The sequence below is a fragment of the Streptomyces marianii genome, assembly GCF_005795905.1.
GTDB classification, from domain to species: Bacteria; Actinomycetota; Actinomycetes; order Streptomycetales; family Streptomycetaceae; genus Streptomyces; species Streptomyces marianii.
The window spans coordinates 153,758-177,661 of record NZ_VAWE01000001.1; the positions used below are offsets into that span (position 1 = coordinate 153,758).

Below are 23,904 nucleotides of genomic sequence, written 5' to 3' on the forward strand. Positions count from 1 at the left end.
GCCGCCGTCAGGGTCGGGGCCGTGGCTTCGGCCGCCGGCCTGGCTGTCAACGGCAGGCCGGGTGAGGGGTGGTGGCATGGGGGATCCAGCGCGTCAGCGTTTCCGGCGTGAGGCGTCAGGAGCGGGGTGAAGTCTCTGTTGCGGGAGGCCAGTTCGGACATCTCGGTGCAGGAGGCGGTGGGCCGGGCCAGGAGGTCGTGATGTTCGGCTTTGAGGTTGTCGGGCCTGGTGAGGTCCATCCGGGCGAGTCTGCGCGGGGAGATGTGGCTGAGGTCGGCGTCCGCGCGGCCCTGGTTGTTGTACTTGTGCAGGAGGTTCAGGCCGCCCTGTGGACCCGAGGACCTTGATCTCTTCGAAGAGGTGCGCTACGGGGACTGCGGGGCCCTCGGCCCGGCGTTTACGCAGGTACTCGCGGTAGGGATCGACGAGGCTGGCACGGTACTTGGGGAAGCGGAGCATCCGCTCGGGCAACTCCGGCCGCACCCCGATCCGCGCAGACACGGTCGCCGGCCGCCTGGAACCGACGAAGCGCCGGCAACGGCGCGAAGGGCCCGCGCTACCACTTAGGTTCTAGTGGTCGTCGCAACACCCCAGCTCAAGGGGTGCGATGGACTTCGAGATCCGCAAGGTGCGGACCGCGCAGGGGCCTGTGAAGCTGCGCCGGGAGCGGGAGGCATACTCCCGGCTCGTGCAGCAGGGATACAGCAACACGGAAGCCTGCCGGATCGTCGGTGTTGACCGGCGAACCGGCAACAAGTGGCGTAACGGCCGCAGCGCCGACCGTCGGCAGAAGGCGGCACCACCGATTTCCGCGGTGGCGCCGCCTTCCGGCACGTCCAGGTACCTGCGCGAGGAGGAGCGGATCCACATCGCCGACCGGTTGCGGGAGAAGGCCACGGTGCGGGCGATCGCCGCGGAGCTGGGCCGCAGCCCGTCCACGGTCAGCCGGGAGATCCGCCGCAACCGAACGGACGGCGCACGCGGCCGGTGGCACTACCGCCCTCACGCAGCCCAGGCCCGCGCCGATGCACGCCGGCCCCGCCCCAAGAGCCGCAAGATCAGCGAGAACCCCGAGCTTCGGGCCGCTGTCCAGGCAATGCTGGACGAGAAGTGGAGCCCGGAGCAGATATGCCACGCTCTGCGGGCACAGTTCCCCGACCGGCCGGAGATGCACGTGGTCCACGAGACCGTCTACCAGGCCCTCTACGTCCAGGGCAGAGGCCAGCTGCGGCGCGAGCTCGCAGGCGCCCTGCGCTCCGGGCGGGCCCGCCGCAGGCCGCAGAGGCAGGCGAACTGCCGCCAGCCGCGTTTCACCACCCCGATGGTCATGATCAGCGAACGGCCCGCTGAGATCGAGGACCGGGCCGTGCCCGGTCACTGGGAGGGCGACCTGATCATCGGCAAGGACGGCAAGTCCGCGATCGGCACCCTGGTCGAACGCGCCACCCGCTACGTCATGCTCCTGCACCTGCCCGGCGACCACGGCGCCGAGAGCGTCCTGACCTCCCTGACATCCACCGTCCAGACCCTGCCCGCCCACCTGAAGCGGTCCCTGACCTGGGACCAGGGCAGTGAGATGGCCCGGCACGGCGAGTTCACCCTCGCCACCGACATCCCGGTCTACTTCTGCGACCCCGCCAGCCCCTGGCAGCGCGGCTCGAACGAGAACACCAACGGCCTGCTGCGGCAGTACTTCCCCAAGGGCACCGACCTGTCGGTCCACACCCCCGCGCACCTGGCCGCCGTCGCCGACCAGCTCAACCGCCGCCCACGCAAAACACTCGGCTGGGAAACCCCAGCCGAGCGCCTGCATAAACTGCTCACGGCCTGATCAACACAACCACGTGTTGCGACGACCGCTAGAAACCGCCCCCCGTAGTGGGCCTGGATCGGCATCGGGACAGACAAGCACCGCCACTTGCTGGTCCGCCGCAACCCCACCAGCGGCGCAACTCGACCCGACCCTGGTGACGGCGCTCCGCACACCCCCTTTGGACGGGCTCCATTCGCGCGTCAGGGGAGAGGGTCCGTGTGCAGGGCGGAGCGGGCAGTGCTCAGCCAGGCGGTGACACTGGTGTCATGAGCGGTACCGGCACCGATCAGCAGGTCGAGGTGGCCGCTTTCGGCGGTGAGAGCGAGCGGATGGCCGTGCCCGGCCGCTGTCCAGATCGGTGCGGCGAGGTGGGATTGAGCCGGGTCGTACCCGATCCAGCACTGGCGGTCATTCCACCTCCACCCGGTCCAGCAGCCTCCGCCGACCTGCTCGATTCCCGCTCTGCCAGTCCTCAACGCACCCAGGTAGTCCGGGATGACGAGATTCTCTACGGTGATCGGGCGATCGGGGACGCCGTACAGGCAGGAGGCGAGAGCCGGTACCCCAGCGATGAGGGCATACCGGCGCTTGCGCATGAAAGGGTTGGGGGCGGCGGGGAGGAGGTCGATGGTGACCGCGCGTCCGGTGTGTACCGGTGGCTGGGGGTGCCAGGCCAGGTGCGGGTGGTGGTCGGCCAGGGCACCGGGGTGGGCGGGTGGAGCATCCATGAACCGGTGCAGTTCTTCTTGCAGGTTCCAGTGATCTACCGGGTTGCCCACGATCACTGCGGCCCCCGGTGGGTCAAGGTCCGGCGCTTCCCTGCCCGTGCATTCGGGGTACCGGTGAGCCAGCAGGCACACACGGGCACCTTCCGCCGGGGCGACCAGGCACCACACGTCTCCTCCGGTAAGGATGAGCTCATCCGTCCCATCGCCGTCGATGTCGCAGATGGTGGCTTCCGGCATGCGAGATCCGGCTGTAGCCCAGCGTGCGGCGGCCAGCAGCGGTCTGGCGAGACGGGCGTGTGAGGCCGTCGCACGCACCCACGGGGCCAGTCGCCGTTGGCCGTCTTCCTGGTCGTTCCAGGCTGACTCATGGGTGCCGACCATGACCAGCTTCTCGGCGAGTGCGGTCAGCCGTGCGTCCGCCCTGTCCAGACCCCGTGCGGTGCGGATCCGGGATCCCAGCTCGGCGAGCAGCGTCGCGTAGGGGTGCCATTGTGGATTGCCGGCCCAACCCCTGTAATCCTCCCCGGCTCGCCAGTCGACGGCGAGTTCGAAGTAGGTGCCGGCGGCCGGGACGGACCCCGCCTGCGGAGGGTTGACGTCCAGCCAAGCGTCGAGGGCGACTGGCTGCACCAGCGGGTGCTGGCCGAACCAGCGAATCGCGCGCCGGTAGCCGGCGAGGGCGGGTTCCCATCCGGCAACGCCGGCGGTGCGTTCCAGGTCGTCCGCGTAGACCAGCAGCAGGCGTTCGGGATGATCGGCACGCGAGCGCACGTCGGCGACGAATTCCTCCAATGCCGAAAGGTGTTCGAGAGAGCGGGCGGGGATCAGGTAGCGCAGGTGGGAACAGATGGGCACCATCTGCAGCCCGCGTCCTTCGACGGTGATCTGCCGTGGCTGCAGCAGTGCGGGATCGACCCGACCGGTCGCGTTGACCGAGGGGCCGCCTCCCACTCCGTACGGGCCGGACCGGTCGGCCAAGGACCGGGCTGAGCCGGGCGCAGCCAGGACACGGTCGTCGACCAGGACGCGCCGGAAGCCGCCGTGGGGCAGGGACCGGTCGGTGAGCTGGGCGGCCAGAGCGGGGTCCCAGACGCGTTCGGGTAGCCAGACGGTCGACGTGGCACCGTCGGGAACAGCGAGATGGTGCCGCAAGAGGTCGGCCATGGTCAGAAGCTGGCGGGCGTTGGCGGCCGGGTCGTGCAGCGGCATGATCGGCTCGGCGTAGGTGCCGCCGATCAGCGTCAGCCACCCCTCGGAGCAACCAGTGCGCACCTCGGTGAGGAACTCTGGATGGTGCCAAGCCAGCGCCTCGAGCAGGGTGCCGGACAGGTGCAGGGAGCACGGAATGCTGAACCGGCGGTGGAGCTGCAGTACGGCCGCATAGCCGCGGCAGATGGCGGTGATTCCGTCCCGGTCGGTGTAGCCGTTGCCGATGACCAGTTGGTTGGCGTGGTGCACGAAGGCCACCGCCACCGGCGAGCCGACGAGCGTCATCGCGTGCTCCTCACGAGACGCCGCAGTGCCCCGGACCCCTCGTCGAGTACCTCGGTGGCCAGCCGTGCCCAGGGAGCCAGGGTACGGCGGTCTCCCCCTCCGTAGCCGATCAGCTCGAAGTGGAGCACCTGCACGAACGAACGCGCCACCTGCACCGCGATCCGCTCGTCGTCCGCCGGACCGCCATGTGCGCGATAACGGTCCCACAGCGCGCCGGCGGCGCGTGCCAGCTCGTCCTGGGGAAGACTCAGGTGCGTGCCGGTCACCAGGATCTGGCATACCGCGTATCCGACGTCGAGAGCGGGCTCGTACATCCCCGCGTGGTCCAGGTCGATCACCGTCACGAGCGGCGGTACGGCGGCGAGCCTGTCGAGGTAGACGTTCTTGGGATGCAGGTCCCCGTGTCCCGCCACCAACCGCACCTTCCCAATCGGCTCCAGGACCGGATCGAGTAGCTCGGCCAGCCACTGCACCGCGCCGAGCCCGTCCCGCGCATGCATGGCGGCGAACTCGGCCAGATCCGCAAGCCGGCGCAGGGTCTGCTCGTGCAGTGCGGGGCGGGGCGGCAGCTCCACCGAAACGCCCTGCAGGACGGTCAGGAAGCCGACGACCGCCTCTACGGCACGGTCCGCCTCGGAACCGGTCAGCGAAAGCGCCCAGGGCCTGCCCGGAGCATGCTCGGTCACCAGCGTGCCCGACGGGTGGAAGCCGATCGTGCGGACTACCTGGTACGGGGGACGGTCGAGTCCGGCGGCGCGCAACTGACGAGCCGCCTGATCCGCTGATCGTCCACTGCGGTACGAGTCATGCTTGAGTACTAGTGGAACCTTCCGCCATCCACCGCCGGTTCGGTCGTCCATCTCGGCCTGTACCTCGGTCAGGAACCTGGAGTGCCGCCGCCGATGCCTGGTCACCACCACCTCACCCACCCCCCATGCCTCGCCGACACCACCGGAGATCACCTCACGCAGTACCCGGGCGCACTCGGCCGCGGTCGGCGGAACCTCGCTCATGAACACTCCGTCACCACCAACTCCTGCCAGTGCAGCGGCGCGTGCCGCAATCTCATCGCCGACCGAGGAGTGCAGACCCCCGAGGTTGCACGCACTGCGACCATGCGGCAGCGTGTGAGCAACCTCGTCCATCGGGTCAGCATGAACCAGAAATCCCCTCACGAGATCCGGGGACATGCCCTTCGCTTCGTATCCACCCTTACGGCGTTACCGGCCGGCGAGGTGACGCTGCATCGTCGAAGGGCAAGACGGTGCCCGCTCTGACACCGTCGAGTGTGCCGGGGCCGGCGGTGAAGGCGCTCGAGCCGACTGCATACGGGGATTCGAGGTCTGCCACACGAGCGGCGCCGTCTCACTTTCGGTGGTGACGGAGGGTGTGGTCAGCCCAGGAGGATGCGGTCACCGCATCCTCTACGGATGGCGGCACGCTCCGTCACCACCGACTACCGAACAGACCGAACTCTTTACAGTCCCCTGCCGCGGAATTCCGGCGGGTCGACGGCGATCGGTGAACTCACTGGTGGCGACGACGGCCACTCCGCACCCGGCGATGATCCACCAGGCGGGGCGGGCAGCGGCGACGTAGCCGGAGGCGTAGTCGAGTGGGTCGAGGTCGGAGGCCAGAACGGAGCCGAATACGGCAATGCCGAGGACACCTCCTATTTGCCGGAAGGTAGAGACCAGGGAGGAGGCCAGCCCGGCCTGGGAGTCAGGCATTCCGGAGACAGCGATAGTCGTGATCGGGGCATTGACGGAACCGAATCCGAACCCGAACAGCGTGCAGCCCAGGATCATGGACCAGGTGTGGGTCTGGCCGTCGAAGGCACCGAACAGAGCAGCACCTGCGGTGATCGCACAGCCACCCGCGAGGAGTGGGAGGCGGGGCCCGTGACGGGCGACGAATCGTCCGGAAAGCGGGGCGGCCAGCAACGTCGTCGCGGCCATCGGCAGCAGCCACAGACCGGCCTGCAAGGCACTGAGTCGGCGGACGTTCTGCAAGTAGAGAGAGGTGAGGAACAGGAAACCGACGAGAGTGGAGAAGGTGGCGGCGGCACTGAAGGCGGCACCGGTGAAGGGCGGGGAGCGGAAGAAGCGGACCTCGATCAGTGGTTCGACGCACCGCAGTTCGTGGCGGACCAAGACGGCCACGAGTACAAGGCAGACAGCACCGCAGGTGAGCGTGGCCAGCCCAGTCCAGCCGGCCTCGGGGGCATGGATGATCGTGTAGGTAAGCAGGGCCAGCAGAGCGATCACGAGCCCCTGACCGAGCGGGTCGAGACGGCGCGCGCGCTCGGCGCGGGATTCGGGTACGAACAGGCGAGTCGCGGCGAGGGCGGCGAGGCCGACGGGCACGTTGACCCAGAAGATCGACCGCCAGCCGGCAGTGTCCACGAGCAGGCCTCCGACCAGAGGCCCGGCGGCCAAGGCCAGGCCCCCCATGGCGCTGTACATGCCGATGGCGCGGGCCCGTTCGCGGCGTTCGGTGAAGGTGTTGGTGATGAGCGCCAATGCGGGTGGGTTGAGCATCGACCCGCCAACCGCCTGCACCACCCGAAAGACGATCAGCCACGTCAGAGTGGGAGCCAAAGAGCACAGAGCGGAACTCACGGTGAAGACGGCCAGCCCGGTCATGAAGACACGCCGTCGTCCAAAACGGTCTGCCATGGATCCCGAGAGCATCAACAGCGAGGCCAGAACCAGAATATAGGCGGCAACAGTCCACTGCAGCCCTGATACCGTCAAATTCAGCTCTCCTTGCAGATCAGGCAACGCGATCTGCAGAATCGTATTGTCCAGCGCGATGATGAAAAGACTCGTGCAGCAAATCGCCAGAACCAGCCGACGATGGCGCGAAGAAAGAGAGGGGCGCAGGTTCGTCGATATCGGGTTCATGATTCAATCGTTAAATGGAGCGCCTACCCTGTCAAAGATCGAAACGATATCTTCCGATACCCTGGAGGTATGGAGATCGAGTCACGGCTCATGCGCTACGTCGTCGCCGTCGCCGAGGAGGAAGGCTTCACCCAGGGCTCCGTCAAGTTCCGCGGATGAGCGGGTGGTTGACGATCAGGGCCGGTAGGAGCGGATAGCAGTGCAGGCACGAGGGTTCGTGATCATTGTGGTGACTAAGCCAGATGATCATGAGGATGTCCCGTGCCTGCCGTTGCATCTTCCCCTATACCTGCCGTGCTGGAGAAGCTGGGTCCGCTGGATGCGGACCGGATCGCTGACCTGTGCCCCTACCTCGCATCGGTGCCCGATCCGCGTTCTCGCCGGGGCCGCTGGTACTCCCTGGTGTCGATCCTGCTGGTGTGTGCCTGCGCGGCCGTGTCAGGTGCGAAGAGCCTGGACGAGATCGCCGAGTTCGCCGAGCGGGCCACGAACACCCTGCTGGCGACCCTGAGGATCCGCCGTCACCTGCTCGGCTGGCGGCGCAGCCCCAAGCCGGTCACCATCGGACGCGTCCTCATGGCGGTCGACGGCGATGCTTTGGACCAGGCCGTGGGCGCCTACCTCGCTGACCAGCACCGCAAGTCCGCGTGCGCGGATGCGTCAGCGGCCCGACCGCGGCGGGTCATCGCCGTGGACGGCAAGGCGCTGAAGGGCTCGGCCCACCTGGCCGCGCCGCGCCGGCACCTGCTCGCGGCGGTCACGCATCACCCCGTCGCCACGCTCGCACAGGTCGAGGTCGGCGCGAAGACCAACGAGACGCGGCACTTCAAGCCCCTGCTGGCACCACTCCACCTCGCTGACGCCGTGGTCACCTTCGACGCCCTGCACTCGGTGAAGGCCAACATCACCTGGCTGGTCGAGACGAAGAAGGCACACTACATCGCGGTCATCAAGACCAACCAGCCCACCGCGTACGCCCAGCTCGCCGCTCTGCCCTGGACATCGATCACCGTCCAGCACACCGCCTCCGCCACCGCCCACGGACGGCGCGAGTCCCGGTCGATCAAGACCTGTTCCATCGCCGACAGCCTCGGCGGGATCGCCTTCCCCCACGCCCGCCTCGCCATCCGCGTCCACCGCCGCCGCAAGCCCACCGGCAAGCCCGAGAGTCGCGAGAGCGTCTACGCCGTCACCAGCCTGGATATCCACCAGACCAGCCCCGCCGGCCTCGCCACCGCCATCCGCGGGCACTGGGGAATCGAGAATTCCTCCCACTACATCCGAGATGTCACCTTCGCCGAGGACGCCTCGACCGTCCACACCGGCAACGCGCCCCGCGCCATGGCTACCTTCCGCAACCTCGCCATTGGCACCCTGAAGATCCTCGGAGCCGACAACATCGCCAAGACCACCCGCGCCATCCGCCACGAACCCGAACGAGCACTCGCCATCCTGGGCATCACCAACAACCCCGACACTCACGGAACTTGATCAAGCCCTGGGCTTCACCCGGGCCGCCGAACGCCTACACATCGCTCAGCCCGCGCTCAGCCGCCAGATCCGCGCCCTCGAAGATCACTTGGGCACTCCCCTGTTCCAGCGCCGCCCGCTCCGCCTCACCGAGGCCGGCGCCGTCTTCCTCGAAGGCGCTCGTGACATCCTCGCCCGAACCGACCGACTTACCGAGCGCACTACGCAGGCCGGACGCGGAGAAGTGGGGCACGTGAGTCTGGGATATGTCCTCTCCGCCGCCTATGAGGCCCTTCCTCGGCTGCTCGCCACCGTACGCGAGCGCCACCCACATCTGACCGTCGACGCCCACGAAGGTTGGTCACCGGACCTGGACGCCGCTCTGACCGCAGGCGACGTGGACATCGTGCTCTCCCACGCCCTGCCCGACCGGCCCAGCTACAACCGTCAGCCGCTGCGCCGCGAGCCCTTGGCAGCGCTCGTCGGCGCCGACAACCCCTTCGCCGGCCGGACCTCCGTACGCCTGAGCGACTTCGCCGGTCAGACCTTCCACTTCTACGCACCCCGATACGCCCCCACCCACCACGCCCTGCTGACCCGCGCTCTGGAACAGACCGGCCACACTTTCGCCTATGCAGAGGATCCCGTGCCCGGTCTGCGCCATGTGCGCCTGGACACTCCCGATAGTTTTACCCTCGTTCCCGCTTCAATGGCTGCCAGTCTGGCCTCCGCTCGGATATTTCCACTGGCCCTAGCAGACTCTGGCTTGCCCAGTATCGACTTCGAACTCGTGTGGCGCCGCGACGGCACCACGCCATCCACTGCAATATTCCTGAGCACTGCCGAAAACCTGGGTGGGCAGAATCACCCCCGCACCATCGGCACTAACCTGAATCCTGGGACGCGAACCGATACCCTGCACGCAGAAAGCTCCCGCCGAAAGGCCGATGGGCTGCCGCCGAAGGCGAAACGCCTGGCGGAGCGTGTCGACGGTCACGCAACTCCCACCACTGTGGTCACGTAACCCCCCAGGTCGTGGGTGGCCCCTGCCGTCATTGGCAGTGGCTGTCGCGCCACCGGCCTGAGAGACTGTCCGATGTCGGCACCGGCTATGCGGCGAGGGGGACATTCGACGTGCATCGCGACGATCGGTCAGTGGATCTTCGGACCGCGCTGTCGCCGGAGCGAGTCGCTGAGATCAACGAGGTCATCGACCGGATCACACGCTGGGCAAGGGCCCGTGAGGACATCGTCGGCCTGCTCCTGGTGGGGTCTTGCGCCCGCAAGGCCGCGCGGCCGGACTCCGACATCGACGTCGTCCTGTCAATCCCCTGGTTTCGTAGAGACCTCTCCTATGCGGCCTGGCACCTCTGGTCGCTCTTCTTGCGTGCTTCGGTGATGCTCCGTTCGAACTCCTCCGGCGGCAGGCCGCCGGCCGCGCTGTGCCTGCGTCGCGGGTTGTAGAACCCGGTGATCCAGGTGGCGATCTTCAGGCGGGCCTCGGTGCGGGTGGCGAACCGGTGCCGGTGGATGTACTCGACCTTGATCAGCGAGTTGAACGACTCCGCGGCGGCGTTGTCCAGCGCCGACCCCACCCGCCCCATGGACTGCACCACGCCCAGGAGGTCACACAGGGTGTTGTACGCCTCTGACGTGTACTCACTTCCCCTGTCGCTGTGGAAGATCGTCCCGTCCCTTCGGCCACCGCGCGTCGCGGTGGCCATCTTCAACGACGCCCCGACCAAGGCCGCGTCATGGTGCTCGCCCATGGCGTAGCCGAGGCAACGGCGCGAGAACGCGTCGATGACCGTGGCTAGATAGATCTTGCCCTCGCCGGTCTCGATCTCCGTCATATCGCCGTACCAGAGAACGTCCGGGGCCACCGCGTCGAAACGGCGATTCACCAGGTCAGGGGCAGCCTCCCGCTTGCCCTGCCGGGTCAGCGACCGCCGCCTGGGCGGCTTGCGGCCCTGCAGACCGAGCCCGGCCATGATCTCCGCGACCGTGTTCACCGACACCTGCCAGCCCTCCGCCCACAGATCCAAAGTGATCCTCGGCGAGCCGTAGGTGCCGCCGGACTCCGTGAAGAAGTGGATGATCCGCTCCTCCAGCCTCGCCCTCCTGACCACGCGTTCCGTCGGCTCGTCGGGGCGCCGGCGCCACTTGTAGAACCAAGCCTCGCTCACCCCGACCACCCGGCAGGACACCCGGTGCGGGACGCCATGCCCGACCCTCTGGCTACCGATGAAGGCGACCACCGCCTCCGGAGCGTTCTCGATCACTTCACCCAGAGGGCCATACATCGCTTGAAGACATCACGCTCCATCTCCAGCTCCCGGATCCGCTTGCTCTTCTCCCCGATCTCCCGACGCAGCCGCTCCAGCTCGGCCCGCTCAGCCTCCCGCACCCGACCCCCACCCCCACTGGCGGCAGTCGGTTGTACGGGCCGGTCCGAGGACGTCGTCCCGTTGCGCCACCACCTCGACACCCAGCTGTGCAGCGTGCCCGGGTTGATGCCGAGCTCCTCGGCGACCTCGCCGGCCGGCCTCCCGGTCTCAACCACGATGCGCACCGCACCCTCACGGAACTCAGCGTCGTACGGCGGCTTCTTCTTGGACCCCATGAACCCCAACTCCCCCTGCAATCACGGGCTCCACGCTACGAGGGGATGGTCACTGGCGAGTTCGGTCGACACCGGCCAGCCACGGAGATCACCGCTTCACCAGGTTGAGGATCAGCGTGGCGATGTCCTCCGGAGCCTCCTCGGCCATGAAGTGGCCCGCCTGGGTGGTGAAGTGCTCAAGGTCAGCGGCCCACGGCCGCCAGGTCGCAGCGGCGTCGAACCCCAACTGCTGGCCCCAGTCCTGCTGGACGACGGTCACCGGCATGGTGAGCTGGTTGCCGGCGTCGAGGTCGGCTTGGTCGTGTTCGATATCAATGGTGGCGGTGGCGCGATAGTCGGCGACGATCGACGGAACTGCGTCCCGGCATGCGCGAAGGTACTCGGCGCGCACGTCCGCCGGGATCGCGTGGGAGCTCGTCGACCAGGCGTCGAGGAAGTGGCCGAAGAATGCGTCGGCGCTGTTGGCGATCATCTGCTCGGCCAGACCGGGCGGCTGGGCCATCAGGTACAGGTGGAAGGCGACGGCCGCGTTGACCCCGTTGAGGACGTTCCAGGTGTCCAGGGTGGGAATGATGTCCAGGAATCCCAGGTGGCTGATCCGGTTCGGGTGATCCAGGCCGGCCCGGAAGGCGACGTGTGCGCCGCGGTCGTGCCCGACCAGCGCGAACCGGTCGAGCCCGAGTGCGTCGGCCAGGTGGATGATGTCCGCGGCCATCGTCCGCTTCGAGTAGGTGTCCCCGCCCACCGCCTCCGGCTTGCTGCTGGCGCCGTAGCCGCGGAGGTCGGGGCAGACCACGGTGTGGTGCTCGGCCAGGATGGGAGCGACATGCCGCCACATCAGGTGGGTCTGAGGAAAGCCGTGGAGCAGTACGAGGGCCGGCCCGTCTCCGCCGACCGCCACGTTCAGCTCAACCCCGTCAGCCACGCCGATCGGCCTGGTCTCGAACCCCGTAATGATGTTGCCCATAGTTGCCGATTTCCCTCTCTTGAACGTGTGAGCCACTGCCGCTCACGCGTAGATGTATGAACGACAGGAAGGATCGGAGAGCCGGATTAGCAGTGGATCAGCAGCGCAGCCCGGAGTCGACGACAATGAGGACATGGAGATCCACATCAGGGTGCTCGGACCGATCGAGGTCAGGGATGCCGAGGGCCGCCCTGTTGCGGTGGGCAGCCAGCGCCGCCGCGAGCTTCTGGGGCGGCTGGTCGCGGCCGGCGGCCGGGCCGTCCCGCTTTCGGTGCTGGTCGATGATCTCTGGGAGGACCCCCCGACCACCGCGGCCGGGACGGTCCGCACCTTCGTCGCCGAGCTGCGCCGCGCCCTTGAACCGGATCGTCCCCCGCGAACCCCCTCGCAGGTCATCAAGACCGTTGGTACCGGATACGCCCTACGGATTCCACGGGCACACGTTGACGCCTACCAATTCGAGGACACTCTTGCGGCCATGCGCGACGCACCCAGCGGCCAGATTGCCAGTGCGCTGAGCGAAGCGCTCTCGTGGTGGCAGGGGGAGCCGTACACAGACCTCGACGCCTCGCGCTGGCTGGCACCAGAACGCGCCCGCCTGACAGAACTCCACTGTCAAGCCGTCGAACTGCGGGCCCGAGCGGTGCTCGACCTCGGACGAGGCGCGCCCCTCATCCCGGAGCTGGAGGCTTTCGCAACCGCACACCCGTGGCGGGAGCATGCCTGGGTCCTGCTTTCCCATGCTCTTTACCAAGTCGGCCGCCAGGTCGACGCGTTGGCCTCGCTGCGTGCCGCACGCGCCGGGCTGCTGGATCAGTTCGGACTGGAATCGGTGGACAGTCTCGACCATCTCGAACGTGACATCCTCCGGCACGCTGCGCACCTCACGCCCGCGCCCCGGGACGAGGACCGGCTGCGCCTGCTCAGGCGCACAGAAGCGACAGGGACCTACACACGACTGCGCTCGATGAGCTCCGTGGCCAGAGCCGCCGCGATTACCGGCGGCACCAACCTGGTACTTGCCCAGGAGCACCGCGCCGCGGCCGCCGCGGAAGCGGAACGGACGGGAGACCCCAGCCTCACCGCCCGAGTGATCGCGGCGTACGACGTCCCCACCATCTGGACACGCGCCGACGACCCCGGACGGTCCGAGGCCCTGGTGGCAACCACTCAACGCACTCTGCACCGGCTGGGACCGGGGGCATCACCAGCGCTTCGAGCACGTCTCCTCGCCACCATCGCACTCGAGCATCGCGGAACCCGAGACCAGTGGGCCGCCGAGGCGGCGAGGGAGGCCGAACAACTTGCTCGGGACCTCCACGACCCCAACGTGCTGGTACTGGCGCTCAACGCCCGATTCGTGCAGTCCTTCCAGCGCCCCGGGCGCACCGGCGAACGCGACGCCATCGCCGGCGAGCTCATTGAGCTCTCCGCGCGACACGATCTCCCACTGTTCGAGATTCTCGGCCATCTGATCAAGATCCAGGTCCAAGCGGCACGCGGCGACACCGGGACCGCGCAACGCCACGTCGAAGCGGCCGAGCGGCTCGCCGCCCTCCACGAGGCCCCACTCGTTCCCGTTCTCACCGCCGCTTTCCGGACCATGTGTCTGGCAGAACGATCAAACGATGCCGCCGAGGTCGCTCACGCCTATCGCACCGTAGCCACCGACCTCGCCGGCGCCGGCATGCCCGGGATGGAAGCCGGCATCTTCCCGCTCGCGCTCCTCTCCCTCCGTATACGTCACCACCGTCCCGCGCCAACGGACCCCGACCTGGACTGGGGCCCCTACCGTCCATGGGTCCAGCCCCTCCTCGACCTCGCCCGCGACAACCTCGCGGCGGCCCGCCACGCCGCCGACGCCCTGCCCACGCCCCCCGCCGACCACCTGTATGACGCACTCTGGGCCGTCAACGCACATACAGCGACTCTGCTCCACGACGAATCACTCGCCGCACAAGCACACGACGCCCTCTCCCCCTTGCGCGGCGAGATCGCGGGCGGAACGACCGCCATGATCACCTTCGGCCCCGTCAACCACATCCTGTCGACCCTCGATCAGCACCTCAATCGGCGATAGCACCCACCTTTTGAGCCGGGGACTTGCCCCGGGGCCGGGGTCGGGTTCAGGGCGGGGAGGCAAGCTGCCCGCCGAAGACGCACAGGGAAGAGGACGCAGTGATGAGTGGACGCTCAGAGCGGCGCGGGGTCCTCGATGGTGCCTTTGCGGTTCTCGGTGCTTTGGAGACCTCCGACACTCCGGTGCGCTGCGCGGAGATCTCGCGCGCCACCGGGATACCGAAGCAGACGGTGTCCCGGTTGCCGGCACAGCTGGAGGCGCACGGCGCCGATCGCGTACTTCCAATCGATCGCCCGGACAGCCATCGCGGCAGCCTGCCGGTCGGTCAGGTTCTCCGCGAACTGCAGCACCGTGACCAGCGACAGCACCGCCGGTGCCCTCCCCGGGGCACCACGGACCCCGAAGGCGCCGGTGAACGGTTCATCTGCGACCTCCGCCAAGCGGTCCCGCACCCGAATCGGCAGGCTCCCCTTGGGGAAAGCCGCCCAGGCCACCGCCGCGGTCTGCTCCGGAACCTCCGGCAGCCCCTTCGGCTGCAACGACATCCGCATCATCTGCCCTGCAGCCGCACGGCAGGAAAGCGAGCAGGGGAACGATCATCTCGTCAACACACGTCTCCCCGCAGCAAATTGAGCAGCAGAGTCACAGGACGCCTCACAGCAGGCTCCGACGGCACCTACCGAGGAAATATCACCGTGAGCGGCTCCGGCCGCTGGTTCTTGTACGCGACGTTCCGCGACGAGCAGAACCGGCGGGCCGAGACCTGGATCCCCGTCGAGCAGGGCGTGAACCGGGACGTCCGAGTGAGCCGTCCCGTCTACCTGCCGCCGACGCTGACGTACGGCGCGGGCCGGTCAGCCGCCACTGTTGTGTTGTACGGGCTGGCCACCGCGGTCCTCGTCGCCGTCTCACGGCTCGGCCGTCCACGTCGTCCGGCCTGATACACGGCTCCTGACCGCTCACCCACAAAAGTCCGTCAGTTGGCCCCGGTTGCTTCCGGACCGGCGCATGCGATCGACAGACCCCGACCGGAGATGCCCAGGGCATGCGAGTCCCGGTTGTCGTACATGAGCCCCAGTGACACCAATACGAAGTGGACTACGCCCAGCCTCGATTGGCCGCTGTCACGCCGCCATCATCAGCAGCATCGTCGCCATGGAACCGCCCATGCCGATGTGCCCTGCGAGGGCGGCGTTGGGTGCGGAGAGTCCCATGCGGCTCCGGCGGGGCCGACGGTGCCGGGGGCCCTTGCCGCCTGCCGACGGTACCGGTCGGCCGGCGCCACGCAACCGGGCCCGCACAGCCAAGACCATGGACACCAGAAAATACAGGGCCAGCAGGCCGAAGGCCCCACGCCATGCGATCGCGGCACCCGTCGAACCGGTGACTGCTGACATGGCGTAATCGTCCATCCCCTCCATTCCAGGCATGTCATGGATGGACCCCACTGCGGCCCCCCCATGCATGGATCCCATGTTGGCCATGCCGTGCGCGGAGGAACCCGCCAGGGCGAGCGCCGGGCCAAAGGAGGTTCCCGGCATGGCTCCGGGCATGGCGAGGGTCATCAGCACCATGGCGGCACTGCCGATCACGTGATGGGCCCCGTGGCGAAGATGGCGCCATCCGCCCCGGACCCAGTGATGCACGCAGACCGCGATGCCGCCCAGTCCGAAAGCGGCGAACACCGCGGCCCACCACATGCCCTGCTCTCCGTATACACCCGCGGTCGGAGGCGCGGACATGACGGCCATCCCCGCAGCCATCGTGCCCTCGGCAGCCGCCTCGTAGCGGCCCAAGCCGTCGGCAAGCGCCACCCGAAGCAGGCTTCCCGCAGTCACCGCGGCGGCTACGACCGCCAACGTCCAGCCCAGCATCAGACCCGCCACCTTGCCACCTCTCGAACGAACCCGCTGTTCTCCTCGGCATCGGCGACTCCCGCGCATCGCTACACGCCGATGGACCCGTTCGGGACAGCGTGTGCGGCGGGGGCTGCGGCACGAGACCGCGCCTTCACCGACTTCGGCTATGCCGCTTGGTACGTAATGGATGCGGAGTTGACTCAAGAGCGCGAAACCGCGCACCCAGGGCAGCAATCGGTCCCTGCCTGCGTCGCAGCAGGACCAGCTCTGGGATGCGCGCAGGGCAGAGCACGGCTCGAAAGGACCGGCCCGCCGAATCTCGCACAGGTAGCTCCATCGGCATGGCCAACGGCGGCGGGCCTGGGGATCCAGGTTGACCTGAACGCGCTTGCCGGTGGCGTAGACGGTCGGGCGGTCGGCCGACAGGATCCGGAATTCGTACGTGTGGCTCGTGCGCCCTGTGCGCCCGATCCAGAAGTGGACCCGCACCTCGCTCTCGCGGCGCTTCTCCCGTTTGGACGGCGGACTGTGTCCGAGTGCGTTGGCGCTCTTACGCCACCGCAGCAGCCAGACGGATCAACGACCCGTCGAGCGCGTCGGCGGAGAGGACCGGCAGTCGAGGCACCTCTGCCGGGTGGGTGACAGCCGTCCAGTCGTAGGTCTGGGTCACCTCGGTGTGGCCGTCGTCGGTCGGAGTGAGCTTCCAGGTGAAGCGGTGGCCTGCCGGGCGCTGGCCCGGTTGGCCGGGGGCCCAGGCGATGACCCGGTTCTTGGTGAAGGCCACGACGTGGTTCTCGATCCGGTAGTCGCCCACCTCGTCGTTGTGCATGGCCATGACGAAGATATCGCCGACGCCGTCGACCGGGCGGGAGGTTTCGGCGTGCCGCAGGAGGCCGGTGGCGTCGAGTTCGGGGTGACGGCGGGGGTCGCGGAGCAGCGCGAAGATCCGTTCGGCCGGGGCGTCCAGCACCCGGGAGACGGTGGTGTGGGTCGGGTTGTCCGTGGTGACCGGGTCGGGGTAGAACCGGGCCCATGCGATCCGTCCGTCGCGGGTGGTGAGTATCACCGGGCCGCGCAGTACGACCGTCGCCCCGGTCGGGGCGGTGCCCTGCCACTCCCACTCCGACCACAGCTCGTCGCCGTTTTGGGCGTGGCGCAGAATCTCGGCCCGCACGTCGGGCAGCCCGGCCAGGATCTTCGTCCAGTTCGCGGCGACCTGGTCGGAACCGATGAATCCCTCGGCCGGCCGCAGCGGTCGTTCGGCCACGTAGTCGTCGGTGAAGCAGTCGGCGATCCGCTCCGGGACATGGGAGTTGATCGCTTCACGCAGTGCCTCGAGGGCCTGGGGGAGCATGCTGTCGATCTCCTAGCTCTGATTCGTTCTGTCACCCTCGAGCATGAACATCGGGGGGCTGCCCGACAATCGGACACCGCCCGGACAACGCCCGGACAACGCCCCGGCCCTGGAAGGCATAATCGATCTCGTGAACGATTCGACAGGGTCGGCGCGGAAGACGAGTGGCTTCGCGGCCATGCTGCGTGACCTGCGGGAGGCAAGGTCGCTGACCCAACAGGAACTGGCAGTTGCCGCCGGATTGTCCGTTGACGCGGTCAGCGCGTTGGAGCGCGGGCGGCGGACCCGGCCCCAGCCGCACACGGTGCGGTCGCTGGCCTCTGCGCTGCAGCTCCGTGACACCGACCGCATGGCGCTGCTGTCCGCCCTGGGCCGGGCCGGGGACGAGGCCCTCGAGATGCCGCTCCGCACGTTGACGCCCCGCTCGCCGTCGCCTCCGGCCGTCCCGGTGGTCGGGCGAGACGACGAGGTCGCCGAGATCGTCGCCGCCCTTCGCGGCACGCCGGGCAGGTTGGTGACGCTCACAGGTCCGGGCGGGGTGGGCAAGACCACCGTCGCGCTGGTGGTCGCGGATGTGGTGGCCGCCGATCATCCTGGAGGCGTGTACTTCGCCGACCTGACCGACGTCACCGAACCCGATGACGCCGTCGCCGTCATGGCCCGCGCCGCGGGATCCCACGCCGACACGGTGACCGGCCTCGCCGCGCACCTCGCCGGGACGTCGGCCCTGCTCGTGCTCGACAACCTGGAACGCGTGACGGCCTGCGGCCCACAGCTGATCGAGCTGCTGACTGCCTCCCCCGACGCAGTGGTCCTGGCCACCAGCCGCGTACCGCTGAGGGTGCGCCGGGAACGTGAGGTGCGCATCGCCCCGCTCGGACAGGCGGCCGCAGTGCGGCTCTTCGGCGAGCGGCTGGCCGCCGCCGGCGCGCCACCGCCCGCCGGGAATGCGGACGAGGGTGCCGTCGCGGAGCTGTGTGGGCGGGCCGACGGACTGCCACTGGCCATCGAGCTCCTGGCCGCCGCGGCCGCCCGACTCGGGCCACGGGCACTGCTCGAACGAGGCGATCAGCTGGCGGATCTGCCCGTGGCCACGCCGCGGGACCTGCCCGCACGGCAACGCACCATGGCTGCCACCATCGAGTGGAGCTCCCGGATGCTCGACCCTGAAGCCCGGCGACTGCTCCCCCGGCTCGCCATGATCCCTGGCAGCTTCTCCCTCGACATCGTTGACGCGATAGCTGCGCCGCACGCGGCGGGTGCGATGGGCGCGATCGCCGAGCTGACCGAACACTCCCTGGTCACCCGCGGCGACGACGCAGGGCTGGTCGCCCGGTTCCGGCTGCTGGAACCGGTCCGCCGGTACGCGCTTGAGACGCTCGAACCGTCCGACCGCGAACAGGCCCGTCGAGGCGTGGCCCAATGGGCCCTTCGGGCGGCGCGTGAACACGGTGTGCGGATCCGGGGCCGCGGCGACATGACGGCGGTCGAGCAGGTCGAGGTGGATCGCCATGTGCTCCGACTCGGCTTCGACCAGCTCGTCGACGCCGGTCGGCACGACGACGCCGCCGAGCTGCTGTGGTCGGTATGGCTGCCGCTGTGGATGACCGGGCACACCCACGAGGGCCTCGCCTGGACCGACCGCTTGCACGAGAACGACCTGAGCGAGCGGGGCCGGGCTCGCTGGCTGGTGACACGCGCCGGGTTCAACCGCGTCGCCGCGGACCTCTTCGCCACCGCGGAACGGGCAATGCGGCTGGCCGAACGGATCGATGACGCCTCCCTGGCCGCGGAGGCGGCGATCTTCGCGTCGGCGGCGGCACTGCGCCTGGAGGACTTCGATCGTTCGGGGGCTTTGCTGGCCAGGGCCGAGGTCCACGTGAAGGAACGCCTCGACGTCGAACACGACGTGTGGGCAGCCGTGCACGTACCCATCTGCTGCGGGGACGGCGCGCTGCTGCGCGGTGACCGGTCCGCGGCGGCGCAGCACTGGCGGACTGCCGCGGCCACGGCGCAGGAGTTGGGCAGCGGGTTCTCGGTGGCCGCGGTCCTTGCTGAGTGCGCGCATGCCGCCCGCGGCGAAGGACGCCTGGACGACGCGGCCGTGATGCTCGCCGTGGCCGGCGAGCTGCCTCCCCGACAGGACGGGCACCGGCCGCAGGCACACCTGGCGGGCGTGGCCGCGGCCCTGGCGGCCGACCTCGGTGACGTGGCGTCGGCGCAGTGGTGGGAGGGCGTGGCGAGTTCTGTCGCAGCCTCGTTGGGCGCCGATGAGCTTGGCGAGCGGCTCCGGGAGCTCGTCCGGCGTGCCGACACCGTGGCCGGGCGAGGCTGAGCTGGGCCGTCCGCCCGTAACGGCGGTGTCCGGTCGGTGTCCGGTGGTCTCCCCCGAGCGGGGTGGCAAGGATCGGGTTCATCAGGTCGGCCGTTCCCGCAGGCCGATCTCAGCCGACTCCGAGGAAGCCCTCCCCATGACAGCCGTACCCATCGTGCTCGCCGCGACCCCGCTCACCGGTCACATCCGGCCGGTCCTGAAGCTCGCCCGCCACCTCGTCGCCGCCGGACGGCGGGTCACGGTCGTCAGCGGCAGCCGGTTCGCGCCGCAGGCCGAAGCGGCGGGGGCGGCGTTCGTCCCGCTGGCCGGACCGGCCGACTTCGACGACCGCCGCCTCAATGAGCTGCAGCCGTGGCTGCACGAGCTGGCACCGGGTCCGGCGTTCCTGCAGGCCATGTCCGGCTGGTTCACCGACATGGCACGGCGACCTGCGCGTGCCATCGAACGCGTACATCGAGTCCTTCATCCCGTTCGACGCGCTGTTCCCGCTGGCCGACGTCGTGGTCGCCAACGGTGGGTACGGCGGCGTGCAGCTCGCTCTCCACCACGGCGTGCCGCTCGTCGTGGCAGGCGGCAGCGAGGACAAGCCCGCGGTGGCCGCCCGGGTTGCGGACTTCGGCGTCGGTGTCGACCTGCGCACCGGCCGGCCGGAGGCCGCCGCGGTTGGGCAAGCCGTCCGGCGGGTGCTGGACGAGCCGGCGTTCCGACGCCGGGCACGGGAATTGAGCGCGGACTACCAGGCAGCCGAACCGGTGCGCGCCGTCCTCGACATCATCGACGGCGCGTGACATCTCCGATCACCACCCGTCGGCCGTGGCTCGTCCGACCTCGTCGACGGTGACTCACATACCGCTCGACACGGTCCCGGCAGTGTGGACGCGGGCGCGCACCGCGTACCGGAGCTCTGCCTTCGGAGCACCCTGAGGTCTCCCGGCTGTCCAATGTCCTTGATCGTTCCCCGGCCGTGCCAAACCACGTTGCCTGGAGCGCTGTCGCGGGAGAGGAACAGAGCACGTGGGAGTTCCCCGCGTACATCCCCTGCCCTGTCGCCCAGCAGTGCACTCGATTGCGGAGGGCGAAGTGTGGCCTTTCAAACGAGCTCGTGGATGGTCTGCGTGGCGTGTCGAGACCATGATCGTGATCACAGCGGGGCTGTTGGCGCAGAGCGCCGAAACGGTGCTGGGCGTCCTGTGTGCGCGGCAGTTGTGGTCTGCCATGTGAGGAACCGTAGCGACGGATGTTCAACTCGCAGCTATGTCTGCCGGCCTACGGCCGCATCGCCGCGGTCGAGCAGCCGCAGCGCGAGCAGGCCCCCGACGCCCGGTACGAGGGCCGCGATGTTGACGGCCGGGGCAGGCTTGAGGCGCCATGTTGCGATCACTACGAACAGGTATGCGCAGCCGTGTGTGGGGCCCATCACGGATGAGGTGGGCTTGAGATGGATGGTGAACACGTTGGCCAGCATCACGATCAGGGAGATCAGCTCGGCGTGAGCTGCGATGCGCAGGTGGTGCGGTGAACGCGGATGCATGGTCACGCTCCTGTGGTCGAGCCGGGGCGGATGATCATCAGGACGGTGACAGTCGCCCAGAGGACGTTGAAGATGCCGGTGGCCAGGGCGAGACGGCTCGCAGTTTCGTGCGCCAGCGACCGCGTTGCGGCCGGGCTCGCCGTGTCGGTCAGGGCACGGTCCTGGCCGGGCAGGATCAGCAGGATCAGGACGCCGGCGGCCGCTGCGGTCAGCACGATCGAGGTGATCAGCCAGGCGTCGCCGAGGACACCGAGGCTGCTGGCTGTGGCGAGGCCGAAGATGGGGACCGCGATGCCGATGCCGGCATAGACCCTGCAGATGCGGTGCAGTGTCTGCAGGGTCGTGCGGGTGCCGTCCCGGTCGCCGGCCGTACGGCGCAGCGTCCCGGGGAACATGCTGGCAGCGACGGTGACGGGGCCGACGGCCAGGATGGCGGCCAGGACGTGCAGGGACAGCAGAATCTTGGTCACGCCTGGTGCTCCACGACCGCCCGGCGCTCGCCGGTGACCATCGAGGCCGGGAGGCGACCGGCCTTGGAGGTGCCGTTGAGCGTGTCGCCGTCCACGGTCACGTCGAAGGCCAGGTTGAGCCGCATGGGCTTGGTGATGGCCTGCTTCCAGGTGAGCCGGCCGCCGTCGAGTGCGATGTCGCTGAGTGGTACCTCCTCGCCGGTTCCGTGAGCGACGCCGGTCAGAGTGCCGTCGTTCTGCCTGCGCAGTTCCACCACGGTCTTGATCTTGCCGATGGGGGTGGAGATGGACAGGTTCCAGGTGCCTTCAACGGACATGGTGATGCTCCTTCTTGTGATGCGATACAGGCGTGAGGGGCGGCCCGCGGCGGTGGGTGCGGGCCGGGGGCTCAGAAGGTGGCGGGAGTGGGGCCCGTGGCGCGCCAGACGGTGCCGCGTCGCTCGTAGGCGAAGAGTTCCTCGACGGCGTGCGCGATGCGTGGGCCGACCTCGCGTTCCAGCAGGTACAGGCCGAGGTCGAGGCCGGAGGTGACGCCGGCGCCGGTGATCAGGTCGCCGTCGTCGACGACACGGGCGCGTACCGCGTGCGCTCCGGTGGCGTCCAGCATGTCCAGGCCCGTGTGGTGCGTGGTGGCGTGTCGCTCCTCCAGCAGGCCGGCCATGGCCAGGACCAGCGAGCCGCCGCAGACGGTGGCGACGATCACGTCCGGGGCGTCCATCGCCTGCTTCAGGAGCGCGGGCAGCTCGGTGGTCAGCGTGCGGCCGAGCAGCACGGGGATGAACTCGCTCTGCTTCCACTCGCCGGTCCCCGCTCCCTCCTCCGGGACCTCGCCGGGTTCGCCGACGCGGCCGGAGGCTCCGGGCACCAGGATCATGTCCGCACGTTCCGGGTCGAGTGCGGCGGTGGCGCGCAGTACCAGCCCCCCGGTACCGCTGACCACCTCGCGAGGCCCCTCCGCGGAGGCCAGTTCCACGCTCACTGCGCCCTCCGAGGCCGTGCCGCCGGCGTACAGCACCTCGTAGGGGGCGATGACATCGAGCGGGTCGAAGCCGTCGAAGAGGCTGATCTGGACGTGCATGGGTCGTTCCTCCGGGATCGGGTTTGCTGCGTCGTGGTGAAGCCAACCGGCTGCGGACTCGATCGCCCAGTGGCACGAGTGACATATCTCAACGGGAAATTGCCATACCCTTCTGCAGGCATCAGAACTGCTGTCACATGGGCACACCGGCATCCTGGCCCGGGGTTCGCCGTGTTCCGAACAGGTAGGTTCCCGCCATGCACACCATCGCCGTCCTCGCGCTGGACCAGGTGATCCCGTTCGACTTGTCCACGCCGATCGAGGTCTTTACTCGGACCCGCCTTCCCGACGGGCGGCCCGGCTACCAGCTGCGGGTCTGCGCAGAGCGCGACGAGATCGACGCCGGCGCCTTCACCCTGCGCGCGCCGTGGAACCTGGAGGGTTTGAAGAACGCGGACACGATCGTCGTGCCGGGAATCGCCGACCCCACGGCCCCGCTCCCTCCTGCCGTACGCGATGCTCTGAGGTCGGCCGCCGCGTCCGGGACGCGGATCGCCTCGCTGTGCGTGGGCACGTTTCCCCTCGCGGCCACCGGTCTTCTCGACGGGCTGCGCGTCACGACCCACTGGCGTGCGGCAGACCTACTGGCCGCCCTGCACCCGGGCGTCACCGTCGACGCGGACGTGCTCTATGTCGACAACGGCCAGTTCCTCACCTCGGCGGGCGCTGCCGCCGGCATGGACCTGTGCCTGCACATGATCCGTCGTGACTACGGCTCGGCCGTCGCCGCCGATGCCGCCCGTCTTTCCGTGATGCCGCTCGAACGCGAGGGCGGGCAGGCGCAGTTCATCGTCCACGACCATGCCCTCCCCTCGCAGGGGTCCGAGTTGGAGACGCTGCTGGTCTGGCTGCGGGAGAACCTCGCCCGCGACCTCACCCTGGGCGACATCGCCGCGCAGTGCGGAACGAGCACCCGCACCCTGATCCGACGCTTTCGCACCCAGACCGGAACCACTCCGCTCCAGTGGCTCCACCGGGCCCGCATCCGCCAGGCACAACACCTGCTTGAGACCACCGAGCACTCCGTCGAGCGCATCGGCCACCAGGTCGGGTTCGGCTCGCCCACCGCCTTCCGCGACCGCTTCAAGCGCACCACCGGCGTCAGCCCGCAAACCTACCGGCGCACCTTCAGCTGACTCGTGATCATTCTCCTGAATGGTCATCTGTGAGAGTCCTTCTGCGGCTCGGGGCGGGCT

22 protein-coding genes and 2 pseudogenes are annotated in these 23,904 nt (G+C 68.8%); 10 read left to right on the top strand and 14 right to left on the bottom strand.

Features of this window, described 5'->3' with window-relative positions; translation table 11 throughout:
• Positions 1-83 precede the first annotated feature (83 nt).
• Positions 84-480 (bottom strand): annotated as a pseudogene (locus FEF34_RS00640) (ISL3 family transposase); the annotation flags it as partial.
• A gap of 127 nt (positions 481-607) precedes the next feature.
• Here FEF34_RS00640 and FEF34_RS00645 point away from each other — a divergent pair.
• Positions 608-1,831, top strand: coding sequence for an IS30 family transposase (locus FEF34_RS00645; protein WP_138051393.1), 1,224 nt, complete (start codon positions 608-610; stop codon positions 1,829-1,831).
• Between the two features lie 182 nt (positions 1,832-2,013).
• On the opposite strand, the gene FEF34_RS00650 is transcribed toward FEF34_RS00645, so the two are convergent.
• From FEF34_RS00650 to FEF34_RS00660, 3 genes are all read right to left on the bottom strand, one after another.
• Positions 2,014-4,035, bottom strand: coding sequence for a polysaccharide deacetylase family protein (locus FEF34_RS00650; protein WP_171052761.1), 2,022 nt, complete (start codon positions 4,033-4,035; stop codon positions 2,014-2,016).
• Positions 4,032-5,048, bottom strand: a complete 1,017-nt coding sequence (locus FEF34_RS00655) for an aminoglycoside phosphotransferase family protein (RefSeq protein ID WP_171052762.1) — start codon at positions 5,046-5,048, stop codon at positions 4,032-4,034. The genes FEF34_RS00650 and FEF34_RS00655 overlap by 4 nt, the downstream gene beginning before the upstream one ends.
• Positions 5,049-5,459: 411 nt before the next feature.
• Positions 5,460-6,941 carry an MFS transporter gene (locus tag FEF34_RS00660; RefSeq protein WP_138051396.1) on the bottom strand — a complete coding sequence of 494 codons (1,482 nt, stop codon included), beginning with the start codon at positions 6,939-6,941 and terminating at the stop codon, positions 5,460-5,462.
• A 294-nt stretch (positions 6,942-7,235) separates the two neighbouring features.
• Between FEF34_RS00660 and FEF34_RS00665 the strand changes: the two genes are divergently transcribed.
• From FEF34_RS00665 to FEF34_RS43565, 3 genes are all read left to right on the top strand, one after another.
• Entirely contained in the window at positions 7,236-8,432 is a 1,197-nt protein-coding gene (locus FEF34_RS00665) for an ISAs1 family transposase (RefSeq protein ID WP_138051345.1), read from the top strand.
• A gap of 232 nt (positions 8,433-8,664) precedes the next feature.
• Positions 8,665-9,435 carry a LysR family substrate-binding domain-containing protein gene (locus FEF34_RS00675; protein WP_138051397.1) on the top strand — a complete coding sequence of 257 codons (771 nt, stop codon included), beginning with the start codon at positions 8,665-8,667 and terminating at the stop codon, positions 9,433-9,435.
• A gap of 131 nt (positions 9,436-9,566) precedes the next feature.
• Entirely contained in the window at positions 9,567-9,875 is a 309-nt protein-coding gene (locus tag FEF34_RS43565; RefSeq protein ID WP_267905165.1) for a nucleotidyltransferase domain-containing protein, read from the top strand.
• Here FEF34_RS43565 and FEF34_RS00685 read toward each other — a convergent pair.
• The 3 genes from FEF34_RS00685 to FEF34_RS00695 all read right to left on the bottom strand — a co-directional run bounded on the left by FEF34_RS00685 (position 9,764) and on the right by FEF34_RS00695 (position 12,001).
• Positions 9,764-10,693: an IS3 family transposase gene (locus tag FEF34_RS00685; RefSeq protein WP_199800622.1), complete on the bottom strand. Its 930-nt coding sequence runs from the start codon at positions 10,691-10,693 to the stop codon at positions 9,764-9,766. The two genes, FEF34_RS43565 and FEF34_RS00685, sit on opposite strands and share 112 nt — an antisense overlap.
• On the bottom strand, positions 10,690-11,034 hold the full coding sequence (locus FEF34_RS00690; protein ID WP_138051399.1) for a transposase: 345 nt from the start codon (positions 11,032-11,034) through the stop codon (positions 10,690-10,692). Before FEF34_RS00690 ends, FEF34_RS00685 begins: the two co-directional genes overlap by 4 nt.
• A gap of 88 nt (positions 11,035-11,122) precedes the next feature.
• On the bottom strand, positions 11,123-12,001 hold the full coding sequence (locus FEF34_RS00695) for an alpha/beta fold hydrolase (RefSeq protein ID WP_138051400.1): 879 nt from the start codon (positions 11,999-12,001) through the stop codon (positions 11,123-11,125).
• Positions 12,002-12,134: 133 nt separating this feature from the next.
• On the opposite strand from FEF34_RS00695, the gene FEF34_RS00700 reads away from it, so the two are divergent.
• The 3 genes and pseudogenes from FEF34_RS00700 (at position 12,135) to FEF34_RS42330 (ending at position 15,022) form a co-directional block, all read left to right on the top strand.
• Positions 12,135-14,081 (top strand): AfsR/SARP family transcriptional regulator, encoded by a 1,947-nt coding sequence (locus FEF34_RS00700; RefSeq protein ID WP_138051401.1) that lies wholly within the window; start codon positions 12,135-12,137, stop codon positions 14,079-14,081.
• 101 nt (positions 14,082-14,182) lie between these two features.
• Positions 14,183-14,287, top strand: a pseudogene (locus tag FEF34_RS44060) (hypothetical protein); the annotation flags it as partial.
• A gap of 489 nt (positions 14,288-14,776) precedes the next feature.
• On the top strand, positions 14,777-15,022 hold the full coding sequence (locus FEF34_RS42330; RefSeq protein ID WP_171052734.1) for a hypothetical protein: 246 nt from the start codon (positions 14,777-14,779) through the stop codon (positions 15,020-15,022).
• A 183-nt stretch (positions 15,023-15,205) separates the two neighbouring features.
• Here FEF34_RS42330 and FEF34_RS40940 read toward each other — a convergent pair whose 3' ends face one another.
• Together FEF34_RS40940 and FEF34_RS00720 are read right to left on the bottom strand one after the other, a co-directional pair.
• On the bottom strand, positions 15,206-15,955 hold the full coding sequence (locus FEF34_RS40940) for a DUF5134 domain-containing protein (RefSeq protein ID WP_171052763.1): 750 nt from the start codon (positions 15,953-15,955) through the stop codon (positions 15,206-15,208).
• Between the two features lie 535 nt (positions 15,956-16,490).
• A complete protein-coding gene (locus FEF34_RS00720) occupies positions 16,491-17,294 on the bottom strand; it encodes a nuclear transport factor 2 family protein (RefSeq protein ID WP_138051403.1) in 804 nt (267 codons plus the stop codon).
• A 130-nt stretch (positions 17,295-17,424) separates the two neighbouring features.
• On the opposite strand from FEF34_RS00720, the gene FEF34_RS00725 reads away from it, so the two are divergent.
• Positions 17,425-19,629: an ATP-binding protein gene (locus FEF34_RS00725; RefSeq protein WP_138051404.1), complete on the top strand. Its 2,205-nt coding sequence runs from the start codon at positions 17,425-17,427 to the stop codon at positions 19,627-19,629.
• A 109-nt stretch (positions 19,630-19,738) separates the two neighbouring features.
• On the opposite strand, the gene FEF34_RS00730 is transcribed toward FEF34_RS00725, so the two are convergent.
• The gene (locus FEF34_RS00730) at positions 19,739-19,990 is read right to left on the bottom strand and encodes a hypothetical protein (protein WP_138051405.1); all 252 of its coding nucleotides are present in this window, start codon (positions 19,988-19,990) and stop codon (positions 19,739-19,741) included.
• 73 nt (positions 19,991-20,063) lie between these two features.
• On the opposite strand from FEF34_RS00730, the gene FEF34_RS00735 reads away from it, so the two are divergent.
• Positions 20,064-20,417 carry a glycosyltransferase gene (locus FEF34_RS00735; RefSeq protein ID WP_199800625.1) on the top strand — a complete coding sequence of 118 codons (354 nt, stop codon included), beginning with the start codon at positions 20,064-20,066 and terminating at the stop codon, positions 20,415-20,417.
• Positions 20,418-20,881: 464 nt separating this feature from the next.
• Here FEF34_RS00735 and FEF34_RS00740 read toward each other — a convergent pair whose 3' ends face one another.
• The 4 genes from FEF34_RS00740 to FEF34_RS00755 form a co-directional block, all read right to left on the bottom strand.
• The gene (locus tag FEF34_RS00740) at positions 20,882-21,160 is read right to left on the bottom strand and encodes a DUF3817 domain-containing protein (RefSeq protein ID WP_138051407.1); all 279 of its coding nucleotides are present in this window, start codon (positions 21,158-21,160) and stop codon (positions 20,882-20,884) included.
• A 2-nt stretch (positions 21,161-21,162) separates the two neighbouring features.
• A complete protein-coding gene (locus FEF34_RS00745; RefSeq protein WP_138051408.1) occupies positions 21,163-21,630 on the bottom strand; it encodes a DUF2269 family protein in 468 nt (155 codons plus the stop codon).
• On the bottom strand, positions 21,627-21,947 hold the full coding sequence (locus tag FEF34_RS00750) for a hypothetical protein (protein WP_138051409.1): 321 nt from the start codon (positions 21,945-21,947) through the stop codon (positions 21,627-21,629). Before FEF34_RS00750 ends, FEF34_RS00745 begins: the two co-directional genes overlap by 4 nt.
• 71 nt (positions 21,948-22,018) lie before the next feature.
• On the bottom strand, positions 22,019-22,708 hold the full coding sequence (locus tag FEF34_RS00755; protein WP_138051410.1) for a DJ-1/PfpI family protein: 690 nt from the start codon (positions 22,706-22,708) through the stop codon (positions 22,019-22,021).
• A 197-nt stretch (positions 22,709-22,905) separates the two neighbouring features.
• Here FEF34_RS00755 and FEF34_RS00760 point away from each other — a divergent pair, with 197 nt between their 5' ends.
• The gene (locus FEF34_RS00760) at positions 22,906-23,844 is read left to right on the top strand and encodes a GlxA family transcriptional regulator (RefSeq protein ID WP_138051411.1); all 939 of its coding nucleotides are present in this window, start codon (positions 22,906-22,908) and stop codon (positions 23,842-23,844) included.
• Positions 23,845-23,904: the final 60 nt, after the last annotated feature.